This window comes from Streptomyces sp. NPDC052721, from assembly GCF_040678315.1.
GTDB lineage: Bacteria > Actinomycetota > Actinomycetes > Streptomycetales > Streptomycetaceae > Streptomyces.
Genome location: NZ_JBFATL010000009.1, coordinates 52,985 through 75,801, shown reverse-complemented (window position 1 = coordinate 75,801; position 22,817 = coordinate 52,985). Strand labels below are relative to the sequence as shown.

11 protein-coding genes are annotated in these 22,817 nt (G+C 70.3%); 5 read left to right on the top strand and 6 right to left on the bottom strand.

What is annotated here, in order from left to right; all coding sequences use genetic code 11:
• Window positions 1-2: 2 nt before the first annotated feature.
• Genes AB0L21_RS11650 through AB0L21_RS11640 form a run of 3 tightly spaced genes read right to left on the bottom strand, consistent with a single transcriptional unit; the run spans window position 3 to window position 5,239 of the window.
• Window positions 3-2,138, bottom strand: a complete 2,136-nt coding sequence (locus tag AB0L21_RS11650) for a UvrD-helicase domain-containing protein (protein ID WP_365783575.1) — start codon at window positions 2,136-2,138, stop codon at window positions 3-5.
• Between the two features lie 36 nt (window positions 2,139-2,174).
• Window positions 2,175-3,425, bottom strand: coding sequence for a restriction endonuclease (locus tag AB0L21_RS11645; protein WP_365701271.1), 1,251 nt, complete (start codon window positions 3,423-3,425; stop codon window positions 2,175-2,177).
• On the bottom strand, window positions 3,422-5,239 hold the full coding sequence (locus tag AB0L21_RS11640; protein WP_365783573.1) for an AAA family ATPase: 1,818 nt from the start codon (window positions 5,237-5,239) through the stop codon (window positions 3,422-3,424). The genes AB0L21_RS11645 and AB0L21_RS11640 overlap by 4 nt, the downstream gene beginning before the upstream one ends.
• A gap of 304 nt (window positions 5,240-5,543) precedes the next feature.
• Here AB0L21_RS11640 and AB0L21_RS11635 point away from each other — a divergent pair, with 304 nt between their 5' ends.
• From AB0L21_RS11635 to AB0L21_RS11615, 5 genes are all read left to right on the top strand, one after another.
• Window positions 5,544-6,992 carry a sigma-70 family RNA polymerase sigma factor gene (locus AB0L21_RS11635; protein ID WP_365783571.1) on the top strand — a complete coding sequence of 483 codons (1,449 nt, stop codon included), beginning with the start codon at window positions 5,544-5,546 and terminating at the stop codon, window positions 6,990-6,992.
• A gap of 36 nt (window positions 6,993-7,028) precedes the next feature.
• Window positions 7,029-10,178, top strand: a complete 3,150-nt coding sequence (locus tag AB0L21_RS11630) for a helicase-related protein (RefSeq protein WP_365783569.1) — start codon at window positions 7,029-7,031, stop codon at window positions 10,176-10,178.
• Window positions 10,175-12,058, top strand: coding sequence for a DUF1998 domain-containing protein (locus tag AB0L21_RS11625; protein ID WP_365783567.1), 1,884 nt, complete (start codon window positions 10,175-10,177; stop codon window positions 12,056-12,058). Before AB0L21_RS11630 ends, AB0L21_RS11625 begins: the two co-directional genes overlap by 4 nt.
• A 5-nt stretch (window positions 12,059-12,063) precedes the next feature.
• Window positions 12,064-13,176, top strand: a complete 1,113-nt coding sequence (locus AB0L21_RS11620; protein WP_365701281.1) for a hypothetical protein — start codon at window positions 12,064-12,066, stop codon at window positions 13,174-13,176.
• A gap of 183 nt (window positions 13,177-13,359) precedes the next feature.
• Window positions 13,360-14,679, top strand: a complete 1,320-nt coding sequence (locus AB0L21_RS11615) for a hypothetical protein (protein ID WP_365783565.1) — start codon at window positions 13,360-13,362, stop codon at window positions 14,677-14,679.
• 493 nt (window positions 14,680-15,172) lie between these two features.
• Here the strand turns inward: AB0L21_RS11615 and AB0L21_RS11610 are convergent, their stop codons facing one another.
• The 3 genes from AB0L21_RS11610 to AB0L21_RS11600 all read right to left on the bottom strand — a co-directional run bounded on the left by AB0L21_RS11610 (window position 15,173) and on the right by AB0L21_RS11600 (window position 22,791).
• Window positions 15,173-15,553 carry a hypothetical protein gene (locus AB0L21_RS11610; protein WP_365783562.1) on the bottom strand — a complete coding sequence of 127 codons (381 nt, stop codon included), beginning with the start codon at window positions 15,551-15,553 and terminating at the stop codon, window positions 15,173-15,175.
• Window positions 15,554-15,718: 165 nt separating this feature from the next.
• Window positions 15,719-19,843, bottom strand: coding sequence for a DNA methyltransferase (locus AB0L21_RS11605; protein ID WP_365783560.1), 4,125 nt, complete (start codon window positions 19,841-19,843; stop codon window positions 15,719-15,721).
• Window positions 19,843-22,791 (bottom strand): DEAD/DEAH box helicase, encoded by a 2,949-nt coding sequence (locus AB0L21_RS11600; protein ID WP_365783558.1) that lies wholly within the window; start codon window positions 22,789-22,791, stop codon window positions 19,843-19,845. Before AB0L21_RS11600 ends, AB0L21_RS11605 begins: the two co-directional genes overlap by 1 nt.
• Between the last annotated feature and the right edge of the window lie 26 nt (window positions 22,792-22,817).

Here is a 22,817-nt window from a genome sequence, read left to right as displayed (position 1 = left end):
GATCAGGCGGTGTGCGGAAGGAACGGGCTCGCCGTCCCGCTCCACGTCACGCTCAGAGCTTCGCGAGCACGCGTGCAGGCGACGAAGAGCAGACAGCGCTCCCGGAGCAGATCGGCCTCGTGCTGGAGGGGGTCCGCCTCACGCGGGGTGATCTCACGGGCGAACGGGACGGTGCCCTCGGCGGCACCGAGCACGGACACCGCGCGGAATTCCAGCCCCTTCATCGCGTGCATCGTCGCCAGCCGCACGCCCTCGGTCCCCTGGGCGACCTGACCTCTGACCCGTAGCACCGGGATGCCGGCGGCGGCCAGCTTCTCCTCCGCCGCGTCCAGGGAGAGGTTGAAGCGTGCGCACACGCCGATCTCGTGGGGGGCGAGTCCCTCGTCGAGCAGCGCTCGGACCCGTTCCACCAGAGCCTCGGTCTCCGCCTTCTGGGTGGTGTACCCCTGTACCTGTGGCCGGCGGCCGTGGAGGAGGGAACGGTACCCGGACAGCGAGTCCGTCCCCTCGCCCTCGAGCGCGTCGACGGTGACGGGTGCGAGGAGGCGGGTGGACCAGGCGAGGATCTCCTCAGTGGAGCGGTAGTTGACGCGCAGCCGGAAACTGCGGCCACTCGTGGTGATGCCCAGCGAGCCGAGCGACACCCGGGAGTCGTAGATCCGCTGATGCGGGTCGCCGGTGACGAACAGGTCGTCGGGCCCGGGGGAGACGGCGGCGCGCAGCACACGCCACTGCGCCGGATGCAGGTCCTGTGCCTCGTCGACGACGACATGGGCGTACGGGGCCGGCCGGCCGGCGAGGAGTTCCGCCGCGCGGGCGCAGACGCGCAGGTGCGTGGTCTCACGGCGGTCCCGCAGGAACTGCTCGAACCGCTCCACGCCTCTCCACACCTCCCGGCGGCGTGTGGGACCGAGACCGGTGCCCCGCCCGCGGCGGCTCGCGCCGAGGTAGGCGTCAAGACCGCGGAGGTTCTGGCCGAGGATGACGTGCCGGTACTCCTGGGCCAGGAACTGGGCGGTGAACGGCAGGTCGAGCTGCTTGACCGCCTTTTCCCACAACTGCCGCTGTTCCCGGTCCCCGATCGGTTTCGGCGCGACAGCCGAGTCGGCGCGCACGATGCCGTTGGCGAAGGCGTCGACCGTTGTCACGTCCACCCGCGCCAGCAGCTTCTCGTCCTCGTCGAGGAGCAGGCCGAGCATGTCACGCAGTCCGGCGGCGAGCGCGTTCGTGTAGGTGGTGAGCAGGACGCGACGGTCCTCGGAGCGGCAGAGCAGGTGCTTGACCCGGTGCAGGGCGGCCACCGTCTTGCCCGTGCCGGGGCCGCCGGTGACCTGGACGGGACCGCCGTACGAGGCGCGGTAGGCGACACGGCGCTGGGAGGGGTGGAGGAAGACCCTCCAGGCGGCGAAGGGCTTCTCCAGGATCTCCTCCAGCTCCTGGGGTCCGGTGACCAGCCGGATGCGCGCGGGCGTGTTGGCGATCACCGTGGCCAAGTCCTCGACCGGTTCGGCGGGCGCGTCGGCGGGGCGGCGGACGGCCACGACGTCCCGGTAGACCTCCTCCGGGCTGAACCCCTCGGCGAGGTACTGGAGCACTTCCAGCTGGTCCTCCGGCAGGAGCGTGGAAAACGCCTCCAACTGGGCCTTGTCCACCAGGGAACGCGCGGCGCGCAGCACCTGGTCGTCGATACCGAGCTCGCGCAGCGTGCCGTCGGAGACATCCGCGAACAGCAGCCGGGGAGCGGTGCGTGCGGCCGTCTCGTACAGCGGCGTCAGCTCGTCCAGAGCGACGGCGTTGCGCACTTCCAGGGCCCGCGTGGCGGAGTTCGCGCTGTACAGACGCTTCGCCGCCCAGGTGTAGGCGTCATCATGCGGCAGGACGTTGACCAGCAGGAACATATCGCTGCCGTCGTCGGGGGCGAGGACGACACCGCGCCAGAAGCCGGTGATGCGAATGGTGCGCATCCGCGGGTCACGGGCGTTCTCCACGGACTCCAGGTGCAACCCCTTGTCCGCGTTGAGTTCGGCGACGCTCATGGCCTGGAACTTCGCCATGGCCTTGCGTACTCCGGCTCGGACCGGTTTCTCCAGGGTGTCGTAGCCGTCCCAGAAGCTCTGGGCGAAGGCGAGCCGGGGCATGAGGTCCCTTCCTTTCCGTCGGACGATGTTCCGTGATCACGAATGTGGGAGGTCCCCGGCCAGCCGCCCGGCGATCTTCCGGATGGCAGCGAGGAGTTGTCCTGGTTCGCGGGAGAGATCGAGGCTGTGCTGGTAGAGCCGCACTCCCCGCCCGTCCTGTCCCGCCGTTCCTCGCACTTCGTGGAAGCGCTCGGGCTGTCGCCCAGCCGCGTACACCAGGTGTGCCTCGCGCAGACCGAGCACGGTGGCGTAAGTGAGGGCCTGGTAGAGGTCGGCGTTGAGGAGCCCGTCGGCCTTCTCCACTTTGTATTTGGCGTCGACGACGGCGAGCGGGGTGCGGTCGTCGCCGGTGCGGACGACGAGGTCGGGACGCATCCGTACAAGACCCGCGGTGTCGAGGTGATGGGCGTCCTGGAGGCGCGCGGTCAGGCCGTGCTCCAGAAGGGCCTCGCGCAGCGCCACCGTGACGAAGTCCTCGAACAGCTTGTTCATGTCGAGGAGGAAGCCGTCCACGGCGAGCGCGTCGGCCCCGGCCGGCCGGTGTTCCGGCGAGGTGCCGCGCAGCACGGCCTCGGCGAGCCGCAGCGCGGGCCGGTAACGGGAGGTGAGGCGTGACGGCTGCCAACGTGGCAGTTCCTGCCCCCGTATCAACGGCTGAGCGTCGGCCAGACGGACGCGCTGATGAGCGAGACGGCGCCGGACAGTCCCGGGGACGTCCGGCAGCCGCAGCAACCGCTCGGCAGCGGCGCGCAGGATGCGATTCTCGGCGGTGTCGGCGGTGTACGCGTCGTAGACGATCTCCACGGGCGGGGTACGGCCGAAGTGCCGCCGGGTCTGCTCGGCCTCACGCAGCCTGCCGCGCATCACGAGCGCGGACTCCTCCACCTCCCGGTAGCCCTGGAGGACCCCCAGCCGGAGTGCTCGGTCGATCTGCCGCTCCACGGCGTGCGCGAGCGCGGGGACGATGTCGTCGTACGCGCCGGTTTCGATGGTGCCCTCCGCGCCGTCACGCCAGGCGCCGACCGGGTCAAGGCTGAACCCGAGGAGGAAGAACAGCCGACTCACCGGTGTCTTGGGCGTGATCCGTATGACCGGACCGCCGGGCACGCGTACGGCGCCCACCCGGCTGCCCGCACGCAGCAGCCAGTGCCCGCTCCGGCCGGGGTCGGGGGTCGCGCTCTGCAGGATGCCCGAGGCGGCCAGCGCCCGCCCGCCCTCGGCACTCAGCCGGACGGAGAGGGCCGGCCCGTGCTCGCGCAGCCACACCTCGGGCGCGGACACCGTCACGGGAGCTGTCCGCGCAGTGAGCCGAGGCCGTAGCGGGCGTCGACGTCGAGGCCCTCGCCGTAGTGGTGTTCCTCCAGCAGTGGCAGGATTTTCGTGCGCCAGACCCGTTCGAGGCCGCCGTCGCGGTACACGCCCGGTTTCATCAGGTACGACGGTCCGATGGCGAAGTCGGCGTCAGCGATACGGGCGTTGAGGGCGTCGAGGAGGCGGGCGGGCTCCAGGTCCCTGCCCTCACGCCGCAGCCAGCGGGCGAGGAGGCCGGCGGTCGGCTCGGTGCGCGGGGACAGCTCCACGAAGGCGAAACGGCGGCGCATCGCCGCGTCCACCAGGGCGATCGACCGGTCGGCGGTGTTCATCGTGCCGATCACGAAGAGGTTGGGCGGAAGCGCGAAGTCGTCCCCGGAATAGGTGAGACGGACCGACTTCGTCCGGTACTCCAGGAGGAAGTACAGCTCGCCGAAGACCTTCGCCAGGTTTGCGCGGTTGATCTCGTCGATGATCAGGAAGTGCGGGATGTGCCGGTTGCCTTCACGCGAGGCGAGATCGGCGAGTTCCCGGAGCGGGCCCGCCGTCAGCCGGAAGGCCACCTCCCTCGTCTCGGGGTCCTCCACGGGCCGGAACCCCTCGAAGAAGTCCTCGTAGGCGTACGAGGGATGGAACTGCACGATCTTGACTTGCTCCGGACCGCCACCGAAGTACTCGGCCAGCTTCATCGCCAGATAGGTCTTGCCCGTGCCCGGTGGGCCGTACAGAACGATCTGCCGCTCGTCGACGAGGAGTTCACGCGTCTCTTCCAGCCAGGCACGGTCATGGACGAGGAGGTCTGCGGCGAGCGCCTCGGTGATGTGCGGCAGCGACAGCTCCCGCGGCGCCGGGCGTTCCACGGGGAGGTCCTCACCGGGTGCCGCCGTGGCCGTGCGCTCCTGCTGTGCGGTGAGTTCGTCGAGCGCTTCGAGCACACCGGTCAGGTCGACGACGTCGTGCTGGACGGACAGCTTCTGCTGCACTTCCTCCGGCAGTTCCTCGTACGCATGGCTCCGCGGCAGCCAGTCGACGGTCCTTCGCAGATTGGACAACCCGCCCGGCGACGAGGTCTGCACGGCTTCCCCCGTGATCCGCCCGATGTGCAGCCACCCGTCGCCGATGGTGGCGACGGTGTCGCCGACGCGCATCTGCGTCAGGAAGGCGTGCAGTTCGTCGACGAGACCACGCTTCTGGTTGTACGAGGCCGCACCCTCGTACCCCTCCTCCACGAACCGGCGCAGCGTGCTCTTGGTCGGATCGGTCTCCTCCAGGGGCGGCAGATGTGCGGCCGCGAGAGAGACGAAGCCCTCCTTCAGCCACAGCCGGCGCACCAGGTTGTGGCCGGAGACATTGGAGCCGCGCACCAGCCACGCCTTGCGCGGGGGGCGCCAGCCGGTGGACAGGTAGTCGGCGAGCGGGTGGCCCTGCGCGGTGCGCCACGACTCGGGGCCGGAGGCGTCATAGCCGTACACGAGCGCGGCGGCGGCCGAGGAGGAGTTGCACTCGATGTTTCGGGTCGTCACCCAACGCAGTGCCGCCCGCGGCAGATCGGGATCGTAGGGAGCGTCGACGAGGGCCCCGCTCGCACGCAGGTCCGCGCGGTTGCGACGAGCGTGGTCCCCGAGCCCGGGCCATGCCTCGGCAGCCACCATGGAGCCCTCCCGCAGGAGGAACTTGTGGGTGCCGTTGCCACCGAACTCGGCGAGCAGATGCCCGCGCGCCTCACCGCCGTCCTTGGGCAGTCTGATGCGGAACTCAGGGGTACCGGGCAGGAGTTCGGGCTGGGACACGGGTGACCTTCCGGGAGTGCGAAGCCTGCGCCAACGGTGCCTCACCCTACCTGTTGACGCCGTCAAATGACTCTGAATCTAAAGGTAAACGTACCTGGTGAATCTGTTGACGATGTAAACGTGCTCGCTCTAGAGTGCTGGTTGTGCCCGACCGACTCTTCGCCGGAAGGCCGGGTGCTCGAACGCTCAAGTGGGGGGCACTATGGGTGGGGAGCCGACGGCCGAGGCCAGACGGCGCACTATCGAGGCGGAGCTGCCGTCGGTCATTGAGAGGCTCAGGCGTTCCGCGTCTCGTTCGGGCTCCGTGAGTCATCGAGCCTTCGCTCTGGAAGCGAACCGGCTGGGGCTCACGAGCGACGAGCAGCAGCGAAGGCTGCGCAACGGGCTTGCCGCTGTCGGCCTGCACGTGAAGCCCGTGAGCCGGAAACGGTGCCGGACCGCCGCCGCGGAGCTCGCCGCCGTGTCGGGCCCGCAAGCCTCGGGGCCCGTGCTGCCGCCCGAGGCGCAGCGGAAGGCCCCCGAACCCGCTCCCGTCCCCAGCGAAGCGGCCGCACGCCTGGCCCAGGCCCGGCGAATGCTGGCCCGCTACGCCGACAGCGACGGCAAGGTCGGCAAGCTGGCTCACGACGGCGTCGTGCGGCTCCACGGGCTCAGCCCCGCCGAGGCGCGTGAGCTGACTGCGGACTTCCCGATCACCCGACCCGGTGCGCCCCGGCCGACCGCCCAGGCGCGGACCGGTGGGCAGGCCGGCAGCCCCGCGCCACTCGCGTCCACCCCGGTGTCCCCTGAGCCACGGACGGGCAAGAGGCGCGCCGCTCGCTCCGCCGATTCCGCCACGGACGACGGACTCTCGGATGCCGTCCGCGTGGCCAGGGCCGTGCTGGAAGACGACCGCTGGCGCCGGAACCTGGGCAGGGCATTGCTCACGGCGGACGAGGAAGTCGGCCTCGCCGTGCTCCTGCGCGACGGCGCCGACCGCCTCGGCCGCGACGTTCCGGCGGACGAGATCAAAGCGCTGCCCCGGGACGGCGAGCGGTGGCGTGCCTACGAGTGCCTCGTCCTGCACAACCAGCGGCTCGTGTGGAAGATCGCACGCGGTTGTCAGGGGCACGGACTGGACATCGAGGACCTCGTCCAGCACGGAACCCTCGGACTGATGCGCGCGGTCCGCAAGTTCGACGCCACCAAGGGCTTCAAGCTGTCGACTTATGCGACGTGGTGGATCAAGCAGGCCATGACCCGGGCCATTGCCGACGAGGGCACCATGATCCGGCTGCCTGTGTACATCCACGAGAGAGTCGGCAAGGTCGCCGCGGCCGAGCGCAAGCTGCTGAGCGAGAGCCGCCCCAGGACCGTGGCCAACGTGGCCTACGCGACCGGCCTCACCTTCGCCGAAGTGGAGGAGGTACGCCGGATCAGCCGGCCCACCGACTCCCTGGACCGGATCATCGGCGAGGACGCGGCCCTCGGTGACCTGATCATCGGCCCGAGCCGGCTGCCCGGACCTCCGGTCGTGCTGCTCCGCAAGGAGCTTCAGGAGCGCCTGCGGCATGTCCTGGGGCACCTCACCGAGCGCGAGCGGCACGTCCTCGTCCGGCGCACCGGACTCGACGGCGATGAGCCGGACACGCTGGAGGACATCGGTGTCGTCTTCGGCGTCACCCGCGAGCGCATCCGCCAGATCGAATCCAAGGCCAAGGCCAAGTTCCGCGGCCAGCTGGTCCGCCACGGGCTGATCCCGTCACACCTCTGACACGGCCCCTCCCACCTGAACCGAAGGAACCCGCGCATGGATCCCCGCCAGGAGCTGGTCGACTACCTCACCCGCCAGCTCGTCGGCCCCGCCGGCGGTGACGACGAGGTGCTCGACGCCCCGCCGGACCGGCAGTACCTCATGGGCACGCTCTACCCGCAACAGGCGGATCGTCAGCGCCGGCTCGACCTCGCCGCAGACGAGCCCGAGGCACCCGGCGCAGAGCAGGACGCCCCCGACGTGAACCCGGCCCCGGATCCCGTGCCCGAGACCAACAGCTGGCTGCCCGCGTCCCTCGGCATCAGCTTCTACACCGATGCCGTGGACGTCGAGGCGAGCTGCGCCGCCGCCCGCTACGAGACGCAGCGGAACGAACCCGGGCGCGGGCGACGCTGGAAGCGCGTCCCCCTCACACCCGAGACGCACACGATCGGCCCCGACCGGGAGGAGGTGCCCGTCTTCAACGGGCACGCGAAGATCCAGGTGACCCGCCGCTCCTACGGGGCGGGGACCCTCATCACCGTGGCCCTGGTCAACGAAAGGCACCACGACGGTGCCGATGACAAGGCGCCGGACTGGGACGACATGCTGTTCCAGTGCGGACTCACCGTCCGCCCCGTCGACGGCTCCGTGCTGCCGTATCCCAGCGTCCGTCTCGCCAGCAGGGACCCTGAGGAACGTGAACTGCGCCTTCAGTACCGGCACGTCATCACCCATGCCGTCGGCCACGGCTGCGCCGTCCGCGAGGAGCGCGGCGAGGACGGCCGAGTCGAACGCCTCGCCTGCGAGGTGCTGCCGCGCGCCGAGGTGCCCGCCATCCGGGCCGGAGGCCCGCTGGACGCCCCCGCGCTCACCCTCTCCCATCTCGCCGACCCGGCCGTCGACAGGGACCAGCTCCGCGAGGAACTCGCCGAGTTCGCTGCCTCGTACCACGCCTGGTATGTGGGCCAGCGATCCGTCGAAGTGCCGCCTTGGGGCCGGGAAGCCGCAGAGCGGATCCTCGGACGCATCCGCACGGCGGTCACCCGCATCGAGGCCGGCGTGCGCACCCTGTGCGACCCCGGCCGGCCCGAACTGCTCGACGCCTTCCGTATCGCCCAGCGCGCCATGCTGCTGCAGATGCGGCACTCCGCTCCCGACCAGGCCGGTCAGCGGCGTCTCCGCTCCGACGACGTGGCCCTCGATCCGCCCGTCGATCCCCAGGCCGGTTGGCGCCCCTTCCAGCTCGCCTTCTTCCTCCTCGCCCTCGACGGCGTCGCCGACTCCGGACACCGCGACCGCGAGACCACCGACCTCATCTGGTTCCCCACCGGTGGTGGCAAGACGGAGGCGTATCTGCTCCTGGCCGCCTTCACCATCGCCCTGCGCCGGATCCGAGGCGAAGGCGGCGGGACCACCGTGCTCAGCCGCTACACCCTCAGTCTGCTCACCACACAGCAGTTCCAGCGCGCCGCCACCACGATCTGCGCCCTGGAACACCTCCGCCGCACGGAACCCGGACTCGGCCTCGGGGGCGAACCCGTCACCATCGGCCTGTGGGTCGGCGACTCCACCACACCGAACAAGTTCCAGGCGGCCAAGACCGCCTTCGACGAGCAGCGCGCGGCCAGCCACCCAGAGGACGTCTTCATCCTCGACCGCTGCCCGTGGTGCGGCACCCGCATCCTGCCGCCGACCCGGTCCAGCGTCCGCTCCGACTACGGGGTCCGCGCCGAGACGGACGAGTTCGCCTTCTACTGCACCCGTGACCAGTGCGCCTTCCACGACGTCCTGCCCGTCGCCGTCGTGGACCAGCACCTCTACCAGGATCCGCCCACCTTCGTCCTGGGCACCGTCGACAAGTTCGCCCGGCTCGCGTGGGAGCCCGACTCCGGCCGCCTCTTCGGAGCGGGCACCGGTCATCGACCCCCGTCCCTGATCATCCAGGACGAGCTGCACCTGCTCACCGGACCGCTCGGCACCACGGTCGGCCTCTACGAGGCGGCCATCCTGGAGCTGTGCACCGGCCCGGACGGCCGCCCGCCCAAGATCGTCGCGGCCACGGCCACCATCCGGCGCTCCGCCGAACAGGTCCGCGCCCTGCACCACCAGGACGTCCAGCTCTTCCCGCCGTCAGGACTCGACGCCCGTGACAGCTTCTTCGCCGTCCCCGACACCGGCCGCCCCGGCCGCCTCTACCTCGGTGTCATGGCGCAGGGCCACACCGCGGGCCGCGGCGCCGTCGCCACCACGGCGGCCATGCTCCAGGGAGTCCACCAGCTTCCCGAGGAACACCGCGACGACTACTGGACGCTCGTCGCCTACCACCACAGCCTGCGCGAGCTCGGCCGTACCGTCACCGCCGCCGGCGACGACATCCCCGCCCAGCTCCGCGGACTGGACGAAGGCACCGGCACCCGCGAGCTGGCGGGCGAGCAGGTACAGCAACTCGACAGCAGCGTGAAGCGCGCCGACCAGCCCATCCTCCTCGACCGCCTCGAAAAGCCCTGGACGGACCCCCGGTCGGTGTCGTTCCTGCCGTGCACCAACATGCTGTCCGTCGGCGTCGACGTGAAGCGGCTCGCGTACATGCTCATGCAGGGCCAGCCCAAGACCACCGCCGAGTACATCCAGGCCACCAGCCGCGTCGGCCGCCACCAGGTGCCCGGACTCGTCGTCACCTACTTCAACGCCACGCGCCCGCGCGACCGGTCCCATTACGAGACGTTCATCGACTACCACCAGGCGCTGTACCGCTACGTCGAACCCGCCAGCGTCACCCCCTGGTCCCTGCCCGCTCGTCGCCGCGCCCTGCACGCCGCACTCGTCATCCTGGTCCGCCACCGGCTCGGCCTGGCCGCCGAGAACCAGGCCGGGCGGATCACCGACCACAAGGAAGCGGCGGGGCAGATCGCCGACGCCCTCGCCGAGCGTGCCGCGACCGCCGAGCACCGCTCCGCGGGAGCCGGCGCCGGCACCGTACGCGCCGACGTACGAACGGAACTCGGCTACCTCCTGGACGACTGGTACCGGCAGGCCCGCACGGCTGCGGCCGAGGGCAAGGACCTTTACTACCGCGGCCAGGGGAAGGGCCAGTACAACCTGCTCAAGGCCTTCGAGCAGCGCTACGGCCTGTGGGACACCCTCAACTCCATGCGCAGCGTGGACCGTGAGTGCCAGATCACCGTGACGGGAGCAGGAAAGTGAAGCGCAAACTCCGGGTCCGCCAGGCGCAGACCGTGCTGCCGTTCGGTGTGGGCGCGGTGCTCGACATCCAGGGCGAGTCCTTCGTCGCCGCCGGCATCGAGAGGTGGCCGGACCTGAAGACCCCCGTCTCCTCCGAACGGCTCGCCGCGCGCCTCGGCGTCCAGGGCTTCTACGCCGCGCCGCACACCCTCAACGACCGCTACGACGACGCCGACCGCCCCGGCGTCCCCCATGTGCGCTTCCCCGGCTGGCTGTTCTGCGGCTCCTGCCGGGCCATGGTCCGCTTTCTGCGCGAGAACGAGAAGCCGGGCGAGCCGCCCGTCTGCACGTCCTGCGCCGCCGCACCCCGCCTCACCCCGATGCGGTTCGTCCGCATCTGCGCCGACGGCCACCTCGACGACGTGGACTGGTGGTATTGGGCCCACTCCAAGCTCGCGCCCGAACTGCGGGAATCCTGCTCGGAGTCGAAGAACGCCTGGAAGGCACGGCGGCTCAGCTTCCACGTCGCCGACCGCGCCTCGGGACTTGAAGCGCTTTCGGTGCGCTGCGGAGCGACCAGGGAGGGCAGCAAGCCCTGCGGCGCCGAACGCGACCTGCTCGACGTCCTCGGCCCCCAGGGCGGGCACTGCTCGGGCCGCAACCCCTGGCAGCGCTGGGACGCGAGGGCTTCCTGCGGCCAGCAGGCGCACATCGTGCAGCGCACCGCCGGCAACGTCTACTACCCGGTCGTCTACTCGGCCCTCGACATCCCTCGGACCGACGAAGCCCCGCGTGCTGAGCAGGACATGGCCGAGGCCGTCCTGGGGCACGGGTACTGGCCGATCCTGCTCGCCGCACTCGGCACGCCCAGGGCCGACACCTTCCGCGGCATGATCAAGGAGGACACAGACGCCCCGGACAGCCTCATCGACCAGCTCGTCGCGGAGGCCACGGGTGCCCCGGCGCCGACGCCTGCCGACCGGCCGGAGCCCGGAAAGTCCGGAAAGATCGACCTGAGCCGCGACGAGTGGTACGCCTTTGACGCCACCCGCTTCCCCGAGCCCACGAAGGAGTTCGCGATCCGCCGTGGCGGCCTCGGCCTGGACGGGGAGAAGGAGGAGCCCTGGGCCACCCTCGACGCGCACATCGGCGGAGTCGTCCTCGCCGACCGTCTGCGCGAGGTGCGGGCGCTGACCGGATTCCGCCGCCACTCCCCGAACGGCACCCTCGTCCCCGCCGACACCAGCGGCCGTCTGCGCTGGCTGCCCGCGACCGAGGTGTACGGCGAGGGCATCGTCCTCACCCTCGACGAGCAGCGCCTGACCACCTGGGAGAACGACCCCCGCGTCCAGGCCCACGTCCGAGGCATCCGCGCCGACCTCGACGCCTCGTTCCGCGCGGAACAGCTCGCCGAGACCGTGGGCGGCGAACTCTCCCCCCGCTTCCTGCTCCTGCACACCGTCGCCCACCTCCTCATCCGCCAGCTGTCCTTCGACTCCGGCTACACCACCGCCAGCCTGCGCGAGCGCGTCTACGGCCGCCCCGAGTACGGTCAGCACGGACTGCTCGTCTACACGGCCGCCGGCGACGCGGAGGGCACCCTCGGCGGCCTCGTCCGGCAGGGCGAGGCACCGCACTTCGCCGAGACGCTCATCCGGATGCTGGAGGCGGCCGCCTGGTGTTCCGCCGACCCGCTGTGCGCCGAGCACACCGGCCAGGGCTTCGGCAACCTCAACCGGGCCGCCTGCCACGCCTGCACCCTGCTGCCCGAGACGAGCTGCGAGACCGGCAACACCCTGCTCGACCGCGCCCTGGTCGTCGGCTCCGCCCGCGTCCCCGGCTACTTCACCGACGTCCTCACCGCGAGCCGCGAGTACGCCGCCGCCACCGCTCAGGGATGACACCCATGACCACCCCGAACACCCCCGTCCTTCACCCCGACCTCACGCCGGCCCAGCGCGACTGCCTGGATGCCCTGCCGCTGACCGGCAGCCACGTCGTCAGCGGGCCGCCCGGCAGCGGCAAGAGCCTGCTCGCCGCACACCGCGCCGTCCACCTCGCCCTCACCGGCCGGCCCACGCTGCTGCTGTCGCGCTCCAACCTCCTCCGTCAGCTCCTGCGCGACACGCTCCAGGGACTCAAGGTCCCCGGTGCCCCGGTCGAGGCCGTCACCGTGCACGGCTGGATCCAGCGCCGCTTCGGCCGGGACGCACCGCGCACCGAGGACGGCTGGTTCGACTGGACAGCCCTTACCCACCGGGCCGCGGACACCCTCGGTGAGGACGGGGCGGCCGCCCCCCACCTCGTCGTCGACGAAGGTCAGGACCTGTCCCCGGGCTTCTACCGGCTGGCCCGCCTCGCCGCCGCCTCCGTCACCGTCTTCGCCGACGAATGCCAGCGCCTCACCGAGACGAACTCCACCCTCGAGGAGATCGCAGACGCCCTCGGCCGTTCGACCGGACGGGCCGGGATCTCCGGCAATCACCGCAACACCCGCGAGATCGCCTCCCTCGCCGAACACTTCCGCACCGGCGGCACCCGTCCCGACTTCCCCTTCCGCAGCGGCGCCCGGCCCGTGGTCCGTCACTACACCGGCGGCAAGGACCTCGCCGACGACATCGCCACCATGGCGGCGAGGCAACCGCGGCACCGGATCGGCGTCATCGTCAACTCCCTGGGTACGGCCGCTGACCAGATGCGCCGCCTGGAACGCGCCGGCCTCGCCAACGAACCCCAGCTGTACAGCTCGGCGGCCTCCTCCGGCCGCTACCGCGACCTCGACCTCGCTCGCCCGGGCGTCGTCCTCGTCCACCGCGCCAGTGCGAAGGGCCTCGACTTCGACACCGTCGTCATCGCCGACGCGGAGTCCGACTCGGGCACCGATCCCACGTCGGCGACCCTGCGTATGGCGTACTACGTCATGATCACCCGGGCCCGGGAGCGGCTGGTGCTGGGCTGGCAGGGCAGCAGACTGCCCCGGCACCTGGAGGGGCTGGGCGGGTGGGTGCGCACAGGGTGACGGCGCGTCGTTGTGGCCGGGCAGATCCACCGCACCGAAGCCCATCGCCTCCTCCACGCCATGGTGGCCGGTGGCCGGCACCTCCGCGGCGTCCCGGATCGCGCCGAGCGGCTGCTGGACTGACGGGCGCCAGTTCTTGTCGGACGTCAGCCGTAGGCTGTCTCGGGAAAACAAGGGAAGACGATGATCGACTACCACAAGGCCACCGTTCCGGTGTGGACGCTGGCGACCGGTGACGTCCGGGTGCCCGACGTGACCGGAGACGGGCCGATGACGGCCGAGCGTGTGGCTGAACTGCGCAGTGTGCTGGCCGCCCTGGCCGACGAGCCGATCACCACCCTGGAGGCACATCCGCTGCCCGACGAGCTCGACCGCAGCCGAGGCATTTCCCTCGACGCCGCGAGTCCCTTGGCTCAGCACTTGTCGCAGCTCATCACGCAGTCAGCGCGCAGCTCCTCCACGGCGGCCAGGGCGACGGCTGCCGGCGAAGGCCTGTACCGCATGGTGGTTCCCGCCAAGGTGGCCGCCCAGTTGGGGCAGGGCGTCGTGCGCCCGATGGTGCCGAAGGGGTCGGCCAGTGGCATCTTCGGTGAACTCGTGAACTCGACGACGGGCAGAATCGCCGCCAAAGCGAGATTCGTACCGGTCGGAGGGGCGGCAGCAGCGGGCACGGCCGGTGGAGCCGGTGTGACAGCCGGCGCCGCGGCCGTCGGCGGAACGGCGCTCACCGTGGCCGCGCCGCTCGTGCTCATGGCCGTGGCGGTGGGCGTGAGCGCGCACGCCGACCACAAGCGCCAGCAGGCCATCGAGCACATCACGGAGCTGCTGGAGCAACTCCAGGAACACGAGCTGGAGAAGGAGTACAGCGCACTCGACGGCTGCCGCGATGCCATCGCCAAAGCCACCGCCGTTCTGCTCGACCAGGGCAAGCTCGGTGCCTCTCTGGGACTGGACTCAGCTGTGCACGCCATCAACACGGCGCTGGGCTCCGCCGACCGCCGCCTCGCCAAGTGGCAGCACGCACTCGACAAGCTGCCCGACGGCAAGGCCGTCGAGATCGGCACACTGACCAAGTCGTTCCCCGGCGTCGACGAGGACGGCGGCATGTTCCGCGCCCACCTCGAACTCGCCACCCTGGCCGTCGCGCTGAAGAGGCGGGTCAACGTCCTCCAGGCCGTCGAGCACGCCCAGAGCGACCCCGGCAACCTGTTCGAGAACTTCGTCCGCGCACTCAAGGTCGACCAGCATCGCCTCGACGCGATGGAGTCGGGCATCGCCGGTGTCCTGCAACGCCTGTCGGCGCTGGAGCTGGCACGCCCGAGCGGATTGCGACCCGTCTACACGACCAGTGAAGTCGATCGCCTCATGGTCGCGGCCCACCGCATTCACCGGCTGGGCGACGGCGCCGTGGTCGACAGCCGTGCGACGGACGTGGCGATCGAGATGGCCCGCGACAAGGACGGCTCGGTGGTGGTGTTCCCCGCGCTGCCCGCGGAGTCGTAGGGGCGCTCGGACTCACTTGGCCGCGGGTGCGGCAGTGCCCGCGACCTCGTGCGGGGTCGCGGCACCGCGAGCACGACGTGCCCGATGCCGGCGGAGGCGCGTGCGCGGACATGGGTGCTTGTCGAGCGGTGACGGCGCGGGCTGGAAGCCCGGAGGTCGGCCGAGTACGGAGCCCAGGCGGCGGCTGCCCCGCAGAACGCAGCTCCGCGGGGCCGTACCGCCGAGCCACCGCAGCACAACCGCCTGCCGTTCGAGGGGATCGACACCGCAGTTCGGTCACGGCGAGCAACCGGGCCGGACGGGCGCCGCGCCGCGTGGACGACAGCAGCTGCGTGAAGGGGCCGACCGGGGCGCCGACACTCCCTGCTGACGGATGGGCAGGTGGCGGCCGAGGTATGGCGCGAGCAGTTGGAGCACGTTCTGGAGCACTTCGCGTCGGAGCGCTGAGCGACTTGAGGGCGTGCCGTCCGCTGGAGTGGCGGGCGGCACACCCTCACCGCGTCCGGGAGCCCTTGGCCTCGTTCGTGGGGCCGTAGCCGAGGTTCGCGCGGTTGATGAAACGGTCACCGAGGTCGCGCACAGGTGCCGGCTTCGGCGTCTGTGCCGCGCTCTTGGCCGTGGACTTCTTCGCGGCGGGTTTCTTGCCGCCGGCACGCCCGACTGCTTTCGACTTCGCTTGCTGGGCCTTCTTGGCGGTTGGGGTGTTGCGTGCCGCGTACATCCTGCGGAGTGCCGAAAGCTGCTCGCGTTCCTGCACGGCTACATCGGCGGGGAGGGCGTTGGTGAGGGCCCGCGCCCGGCTGAGTGCGTAACGCGCCTCATGCCAGCGCTTCTTGTTGAGGGCAACGCGGAGCGCCTCGATGGTCTGCTGCAAAGCCCTGATCTTCGCAGGCTGCCGTCGGGGTATGGGTGACTCGGCCCCGCTGCTCCGCCGCTGCCCGGCTGCACGCGTGCCCCAGTCCGCGCCCGACGTCAGGACGACGATCGAGCGCGGGTTGCTGGTCTGGCTTCTGCGGACCACGAGGTGTTGCTTCCAGGATCAGTTGTGACGGGGGCCCTGGCCGGGGGGCGGGGTGAGGGTGGAGCGGTAGGTGCCGGACTCGCCCTCGACGAGCGGGTTCTCCAGGGTGAGGCCGGCGGCGGCCATGCGGTCGTATTCGGCGAGGATCAGGTTCTTGGTGCGGTACTCGCCGTGCGCCTTGATGTCGTTGTCGCGGGTGACGTTGAAGGTGTCCAAGATGTATGCGGTGTCGTTACGGTCGATCCCGTAAAGGTGGAAGAAGAAGGCATCCAGCTCGGCGCGGATGACTGTGCGCCGGTCTTCGTCCCAGCGGAACGGGGCCCCGGTGTCACCGAGGTCGCGAGCAAGGGGGCTCATGTCGTGAGCAGTGTAGGTGAGCTCAAGGAAGCGAGGGGTCACGAAGGAGGAATGCGGAGAAATTTGGCTTGGAGAAAGAACGGCGAATTGCTCGACGTAGTTGTATGTGAGGTTGGTTCCGCCCACCTTTTGCCGGACGCAGTAGTCACACACCATTGAGGACAGAACCGCACCCAAGAGAGGTGCGTTGCTGGTTGCGCGAGGAAGTGCAAGGTGGAAGGAGTTCTGGAATCCGCGGCGCGGTGCAGCAGAGACGATCATGGTGCGTTCATCTGTAGTGCGTGCAATGTTGCGCCACCCCAAAACCCACTCCCGATCCCATCCCTTTACAGTCAGGCGACTTCGCGCGCCTGCTGCCTTCGTCTCCTGTCCATTCCTGTCAAAAGCTCCCGTGGGGATGTCTTGCTCCGGAACCCAGTAGCGCGGCATCGGGACTGCCTCGGGATTCTCGTGCTGCTCCGTCGTGAAACGGGGAAGGGTGCCCACGGCGAGCTGCTTCTCGGTGGCGTTTTCGTATGTGGAGAAGCGATGGTCGTAATGGTGGAGCATTTTTCCCTCGTACAGCGGGAGCAGTCGCTCCTTGCCGCGAACCAGGACGTTCCCGTCGAGTTCCCAGCCGGCCTTGAGGAGGTCTTCGAAAGTTTCGTCGTTCTGGGCCCTCGGGCGGAAGAGATGGGAATCGGTAGACATGTCGAACATGCGCACGAAGTTGACGTCCCACGGGTTCACCGACGATCCGTCGGCCTGTTTGATCAGAACGGGAACGCGTCGATAGATGCCGAGGGTGATCTCCGCGTCGCGGCGACGTCGGAAGACGGGGCACGTTCCGGTGTTCGGATTCAGGAGCTGAATGTCGCGACCGGTCAAGGTGTAGGCACGCTCGGTGATCTGCGGCACTTGGCGGATTCGGAATGCGATGGAAATGGAGGCGTCGGGGGAGCCTGAGCCTGTCATGCAAAAAAGGGCGAAGTTTACGCTGTGGTGGACGCCGGGGAATACTTTTTCCTCGTTCTCGAAGCCGTAGAGCGCCGCGAGATTTCCCTTCGTTACCAGGTCTTTGAAGAAGAATTGCGTCGTTGCGTCCGTTGCAATTCCGGTCGGGACGATGACGCCCGTTCGCCCGCGCGTGCTGGTCAGAATACGGTCGGTTTCTGCGAAGACCGCATACGTGTTGATGTCGCCACGTCCCGTCAGGGGACAGCGGTTGCTGACCCGCAGAAAATGACTCTCGCCCTCCGAACGCCGCTTGGCGGCTTCGAACTCGTCGTAGAGTCGCGTGCCGTCCGGGTCCTTCTGCAAGGCGGCGATGAGCCGCCTGCGGGCCGCCGTATTCTTCGCTGCGGCGATCTCCGGGGACCGCTGAGCGAAGAACTCCTGCTCCTGAAGCTTCACCCGCTCCCACGGTGGGTTACCCACCACCGCGTCGAACCCCCCGGCCCACCCCGTCCCCGGCTGAACCCCCGCCCCCGACTCCGGAACGGAGAACACCTCCGGAAACTCCAGATGCCAGTGGAAGAAGCTGTACTGGTTCCGCAGCCGCAGAATCTCCGCATGCGTGGCATCCGGCACAGCCGACTGGTCACGCCCACGCAGCGCCCGGAACACCTGGTCGGTCGGCGCCTCCGGCGCACCCTCGTGCTTGGGCCACACGAACGCGGCGCACCACGCGTCGGCAGCGTGCAGGTCGTGCACGTACGCGGCCGACTCCGTGTAGGCACGGTAGGCGGACTCCTGCGCTCGCACCTGCTTCAGGTCATCGGCGGGGGCGGCGATGATGCGAGAGAGCTCGGCGGCGTACCGCTCGTTGCCGGGCAGCGTGTCCGTGTCGAACAGAAGCTCGTCCTGCCCGCCCCGCTGGGCCTTGTTGCGCTTGACGAGGCCGGCCGCGTGCTTCTTGTCGTCGCCCTCGATCGGCTTGAAGGCGTCGTCCGGTACACCCTCCGCCAGCAGCTTCGGCGTCGCGCCGATCAAGCCGTTCCCCTGCTTCACATGGGCGTCCAGGAAGCCGAGCGGCTTGCCCGGCTCCAGGGCCTCCAGCCACAGGGAAACCTTGGCCAGGTCCACGGCCATCGGGTTGAGGTCGACGCCGTAGATGCACCGGGCGACGACCTCGTGCAGGGCGTGACGCATCGCGTCGACCGTCGGCTCCGGGTTGCGCTCACGAACGGACGCCACCCGTTTGGCGATGCGGCGGGCCGACGCGACAAGGAAGTGCCCGGACCCGCAAGCCGGATCACACACCGTCAGAGACAACAGCTCATCGATCATGTCATCCGTCGGGTCGGGGTGGCCGGCCTCCGCCGCCCGCTGCTCACCCCGCTTGACGGCGTCGTCTATGACGGGGTCGAGCGTCGTGTCCAGCAGGCATTCGATGAGCGAGGACGGAGTGTAGTAACTGCCCGTCGTCTTACGGCTGTTGCCCGCCACCTCGATCAGCTCGAACGAGCGGTCCGTCGCCGAGTGCTTCGGCTCCAGCTCCAGCAGGGACTCGTACACCGAGCCCAGTTCCTCCGCGTCCAGGTGCCGGTAGTCGACCGCCCGCCAGCGGCGCGCGCCCGCGTCGCGGACCTGGGCCAGGTGACGTACGGCGGAGAGCAGCGACTCGTTGGACAGCTTCAGGCCGTCCAGCGGGGCATCGGCATCGGTGGGGGTGAAGAGACCGCCGAGACCGGGCAGGCCCAGCTCCGGACGTCCGTCCTCCGTGCCCAGCGCGTCGAGGACGATCCGCAGGGCCTCGTACTGGTCACCATGAGCCGTACCCTGACGGCGTCGCGCGCGCTCCCGCAGCCGCGCCGAGGAGAAGTACCGCGCGTACGCCTCACGCTGCGGCTCGCCGGCGTTCGGGTCGAGCAGCGCGTCGCGGTCCTCGGCGACGAAGACGAACAACATGCGGTAGACGAGCCGCAACAGAGCATCTCGAAGCGCCTTCGGATCGACGTCCTCCCGCAGCCGGACATTGTCCGGATGCCGCAAGAAGCCGGTACCGAGCACGGTCAGCGCGTTCTGCACGCCCAGCCGGAGCTGGTCCAGCGCCCGCGCCCCCGAAGTGACGGCCTCCGTACGCCACTTCTCCAGCCAGCACCCCGAAGGAGTCGCCTCCTCCGGCACCTCGAAGCGGGAGGCGTGCAGCAGGCTGTACAGCAGCACGAACTCGCTGAACAGCTCGCCGTCGAAGAGGGCCTCCAAGTCGAACTCGACGTAGGCGGCGGTCGAGAAGGAGGAGGAGTCGCGCAGCAGGCGCAGGCGGCGGCCGTTGGTGAGGATCGCCCACAGGTGGGCCTCGGTGCGGTTGAGGCAGTCCTGGAGCATGGACTGGGCCGGGACCTGTCCGGGTGCCGGACGCTTGTCCAGCTCCTGGTTCCAGGGAATCAGATGGATGAGTGCCGGGCCGTGGCGGTGGGAGACCGGGAAGCGCTTCTCCGGGTCCGAGTCGGCCGGGATGCCGGCCGCGCCGACCTCCGTCAGTGCGCCGAAGTCCAGCTTGCGGAAGAGCTGGGCCAGCCAGTCGGTGCCGGCCCGGCCGGTCGGGTCCGCGGCCGGGGCACCGGTGTTCGGGTCGGAGGGCAGGGCGGTGCGCAGGTCGCGCCAGAGCGGCTTGAGGTACTCCCAGGCGCGCTCGGCCTCGTCGCGCACGGGTACCGACGCGGGCAGGCCGTAGTCGGCGGATTTGGTGCCCGGCAGGTTCCGCGCCTCGGCGATGCGCAGGAGCATGTCGGCGGGGAGCAGTCCGCCGACCGTGGTGACGGCGGTGAAGGCCAGGGCGGTGCGGGTGGCGGCGACGGGCATCAGGCTTCGGCTCCGGACACGGTAGAGGCGGGCTGCTGCGGCAGGTAGACGTACACGCCGAGGACGTCGGCGGGCTCCTGCGGGACGACCTTCAGGCCACGGACGATCTCCTCGTTGGCCTTGCGCACGCGGCGGTGCGAGGCGTCGAGTTCGGCGGCCAGACGCGTGCCGTACTCGGTGAGGTGGCCGGAGAGGTCCGGCAGGCCGTCCAGGGTGCGGGTGATGTGGTTGCGGGCCGACTGCTCGTGTGTGTTGGCGGTGGCGCGGGCCGCGAGGAGCGCGCTGGCCGCGTCCTCGTCCAGCCAGCGGGCGCGCGACGGCATGCCCTCGTAGGCGAGCAGACGGGCGTCCTCCGCGACCAGCTGGCGCTCGCCGGTGCGGGACGGCAGGGCGAGGTGGAAGCGGTAGCGGACCAGGAGGAGTGTCGTGCGGATCGTCACCGCGTCCGTGGTGACCACACCGCAGCGGCGGGCCGGGCGGGGGCCGGGGGTGTTCGCGTCGAGCGCCGAGTCCAGGACGTACGACGCGATGGCGCCGATCGCCGGGTCCGTGCGGACCAGCGCGGCCTCGCCACGGGCGATCGCCGGTGACGCACGGAACGGGATCTCCCGGTCCTCCTCGATCAGCCGGCCGCCGAGCGTGGCGGCGAGCGCGTCGCGCAGGCCGGCGGGGGCGCCACCGAGCTGGGCGGTGAAGTCGCCGCTGCCGTCACGCGGGTCGCGGACCAGTGCGTCCAGGTCGCGCAGTGCTTCCAGCGTGAACTCGCGCACCTCTTCGGCGCCGCCGAGTGCGGCCCGTACGGCGGCGACCTCGCGGGCCACCTCCTCCGGGTGGATGGCACGCTGGGCGTACTTGGAACGGGAGGTCTTCTCGCGCTCCGCGGCCGAGGTCCACTCGCGCTCGACGCGGTCGAAGGACTCCTGGTGACCGGGCAGTTCGAACAGGCTCTCCTGGCTGCCCTGCCGTCCGTGCAGCAGCAGCCACTCCACGACGGCGTCGGTGACGCCGGAGGCGGTCTCGTCGGGGACGGAGACGGAGATGCCCAGGTCCTTCTTGATCTGCCGGTGCTTCTTGAACAGCACCTCGAGGACCTTGCCGTCGATGCCGTTGTCCTCGCCGTACATGGTGATGACGCGGACCTGGTCCCGCTTCTGGCCGTAGCGGTCGACGCGGCCCTCCCGCTGGTCGTGGCGGGTGGGGTTCCATGCGAGGTCGTAGTGGACGACGGCGTCGAAGTAGTGCTGGAGGTTGACGCCCTCGGAGAGGCAGTCCGTCGCGATCAGCACCCGGCGGACGGCGGGGTCACCGGCCTCCTCGGCGCACTCGGCGGCGAGCTGCTCGATCCGCTCCAGACGCTGTTGCGGGGAGAGGGTGCCGGTCACCGCGGCGATCTTCGTCTTCTTGCCGAGCTTGCCGTCGAGCTGCTCGGCGAGGTACTCGGCGGTGGGGATGTAACGGCAGAAGACGATCGGGTGGTAGCCGTCGGCGATCAGGCCCTTCAGATGCCGGGTGAGCGCCTTCAGCTTCGCGTCCTCGGCCGGGCCGGTCAACTGCGCCGCCCGCTCGGACAGTTCGAGCAGCCGGGCACCCGCCTCCTCCGACTCGGCGGCGCCCGGCGCGACGTCCATGCCTTCCAGCCGGTCGTTCTCGGCCGAGTCGGCGGCCACCGGGGCGCCCAGCACGTCCGCCTCCTGCGCGGTGCGGGCGGCGGCGGACTCGGAACGCGTCTTCAGGGTCTGGGCCGCGGCCGCGGGTGAGGACACCATCGAACGCAGCAGCGCGATCACCGACCACCAGGCGATCCGGGCCTCCCGCCTGCCCTGCTCCCCGGCCGCCTCGACGCGGTCCCGCGCATAGGCGATGGCGTCATCGAGGAGCGCGCGGTAGGCGGGCGTCAGCTTGTACGGCTCATCCTTGGTCCAGCGGTCGGACGGGAAGACCGTCCGCTCCGCAAGGGAGTCGTCCGCGAGGCCGTCCTCCTTGGTGAGGTAGTCGCGTACGTCAGCGCGCTTGCGGGCCACGAAATGCTCAGCGAGCTTCGCGCGCCCCGCCGGGGACTCGAGGTCCAGCGTGGCGAGTTCGGGCCGTACCAGGCCGAGCAGGTTGCGGAACGCGGACTCCTTGCCGGAGTGCGGCGTCGCGGTGAGCAGGAGCAGGTGCCGGTCGGCGTTCGCGGCGACCCTGCGCAGCAGCTCGTAGCGGAGCTGGTTCGCCGCGGACGACGTACCGCCCTGCGTGGTGTCGTCGGCCGCCACGCAGGTGTGGGCCTCGTCGACGATCACCAGGTCGGGGCAGTGCCGTACGAAGTCCTCGCGGTGCCGGGTCGACTTGATGAAGTCCGTCGAGATGATCGTGCAGGGGTGCTTGTCGAACAGGGACAGGCCCAGCTCCAAACCGCGCTCAAGGCGGGTCACGGTGGAGGCCAGGACCAGCTCGGCGTCGATGCCGAACTTCTCCCGCAGCTCGGACTGCCACTGCTCGGCCAGGGCGGGAGAGCACAGCACCGCCAGTCGGGAGGCCTCGCCCTGGGCGAGCAGCTCCTTTGCGATCAGGCCTGCCTCGACGGTCTTGCCGATGCCGACATCGTCCGAGATCAGCAGCCGCACGGTGCGCTGCCGCAACGCCATCAGCAGCGGGACCAGCTGGTAGGCCCTGGGTTCGACAGCGATCGACGCGAGGGAGCGGAAGGGGCCCGCACCCGAGCGGAACCCGATGCGCAGCGCCGTGCGCAGCAGACCGGCGGCCCGCTGGTCGCCCAGGTCGGCCGGGCTCGGTGCCGCGAACTCGGCCGGCCGCACCTCCTCGAAGGCGGGGAAGACCGCCGCGATGTCGTCCTCGCTCCCGCCCAGGGGGCGCAGCACCAGCATGCCGGGGGCGCTCTCGGGCAGCACCACCCATTCCCGGCCACGGGCGGCGACCAGGGAGCCGGCTGTGTACGTCAGGCTCATGAGATGTCTCGGTTTCCTTGGGGTCG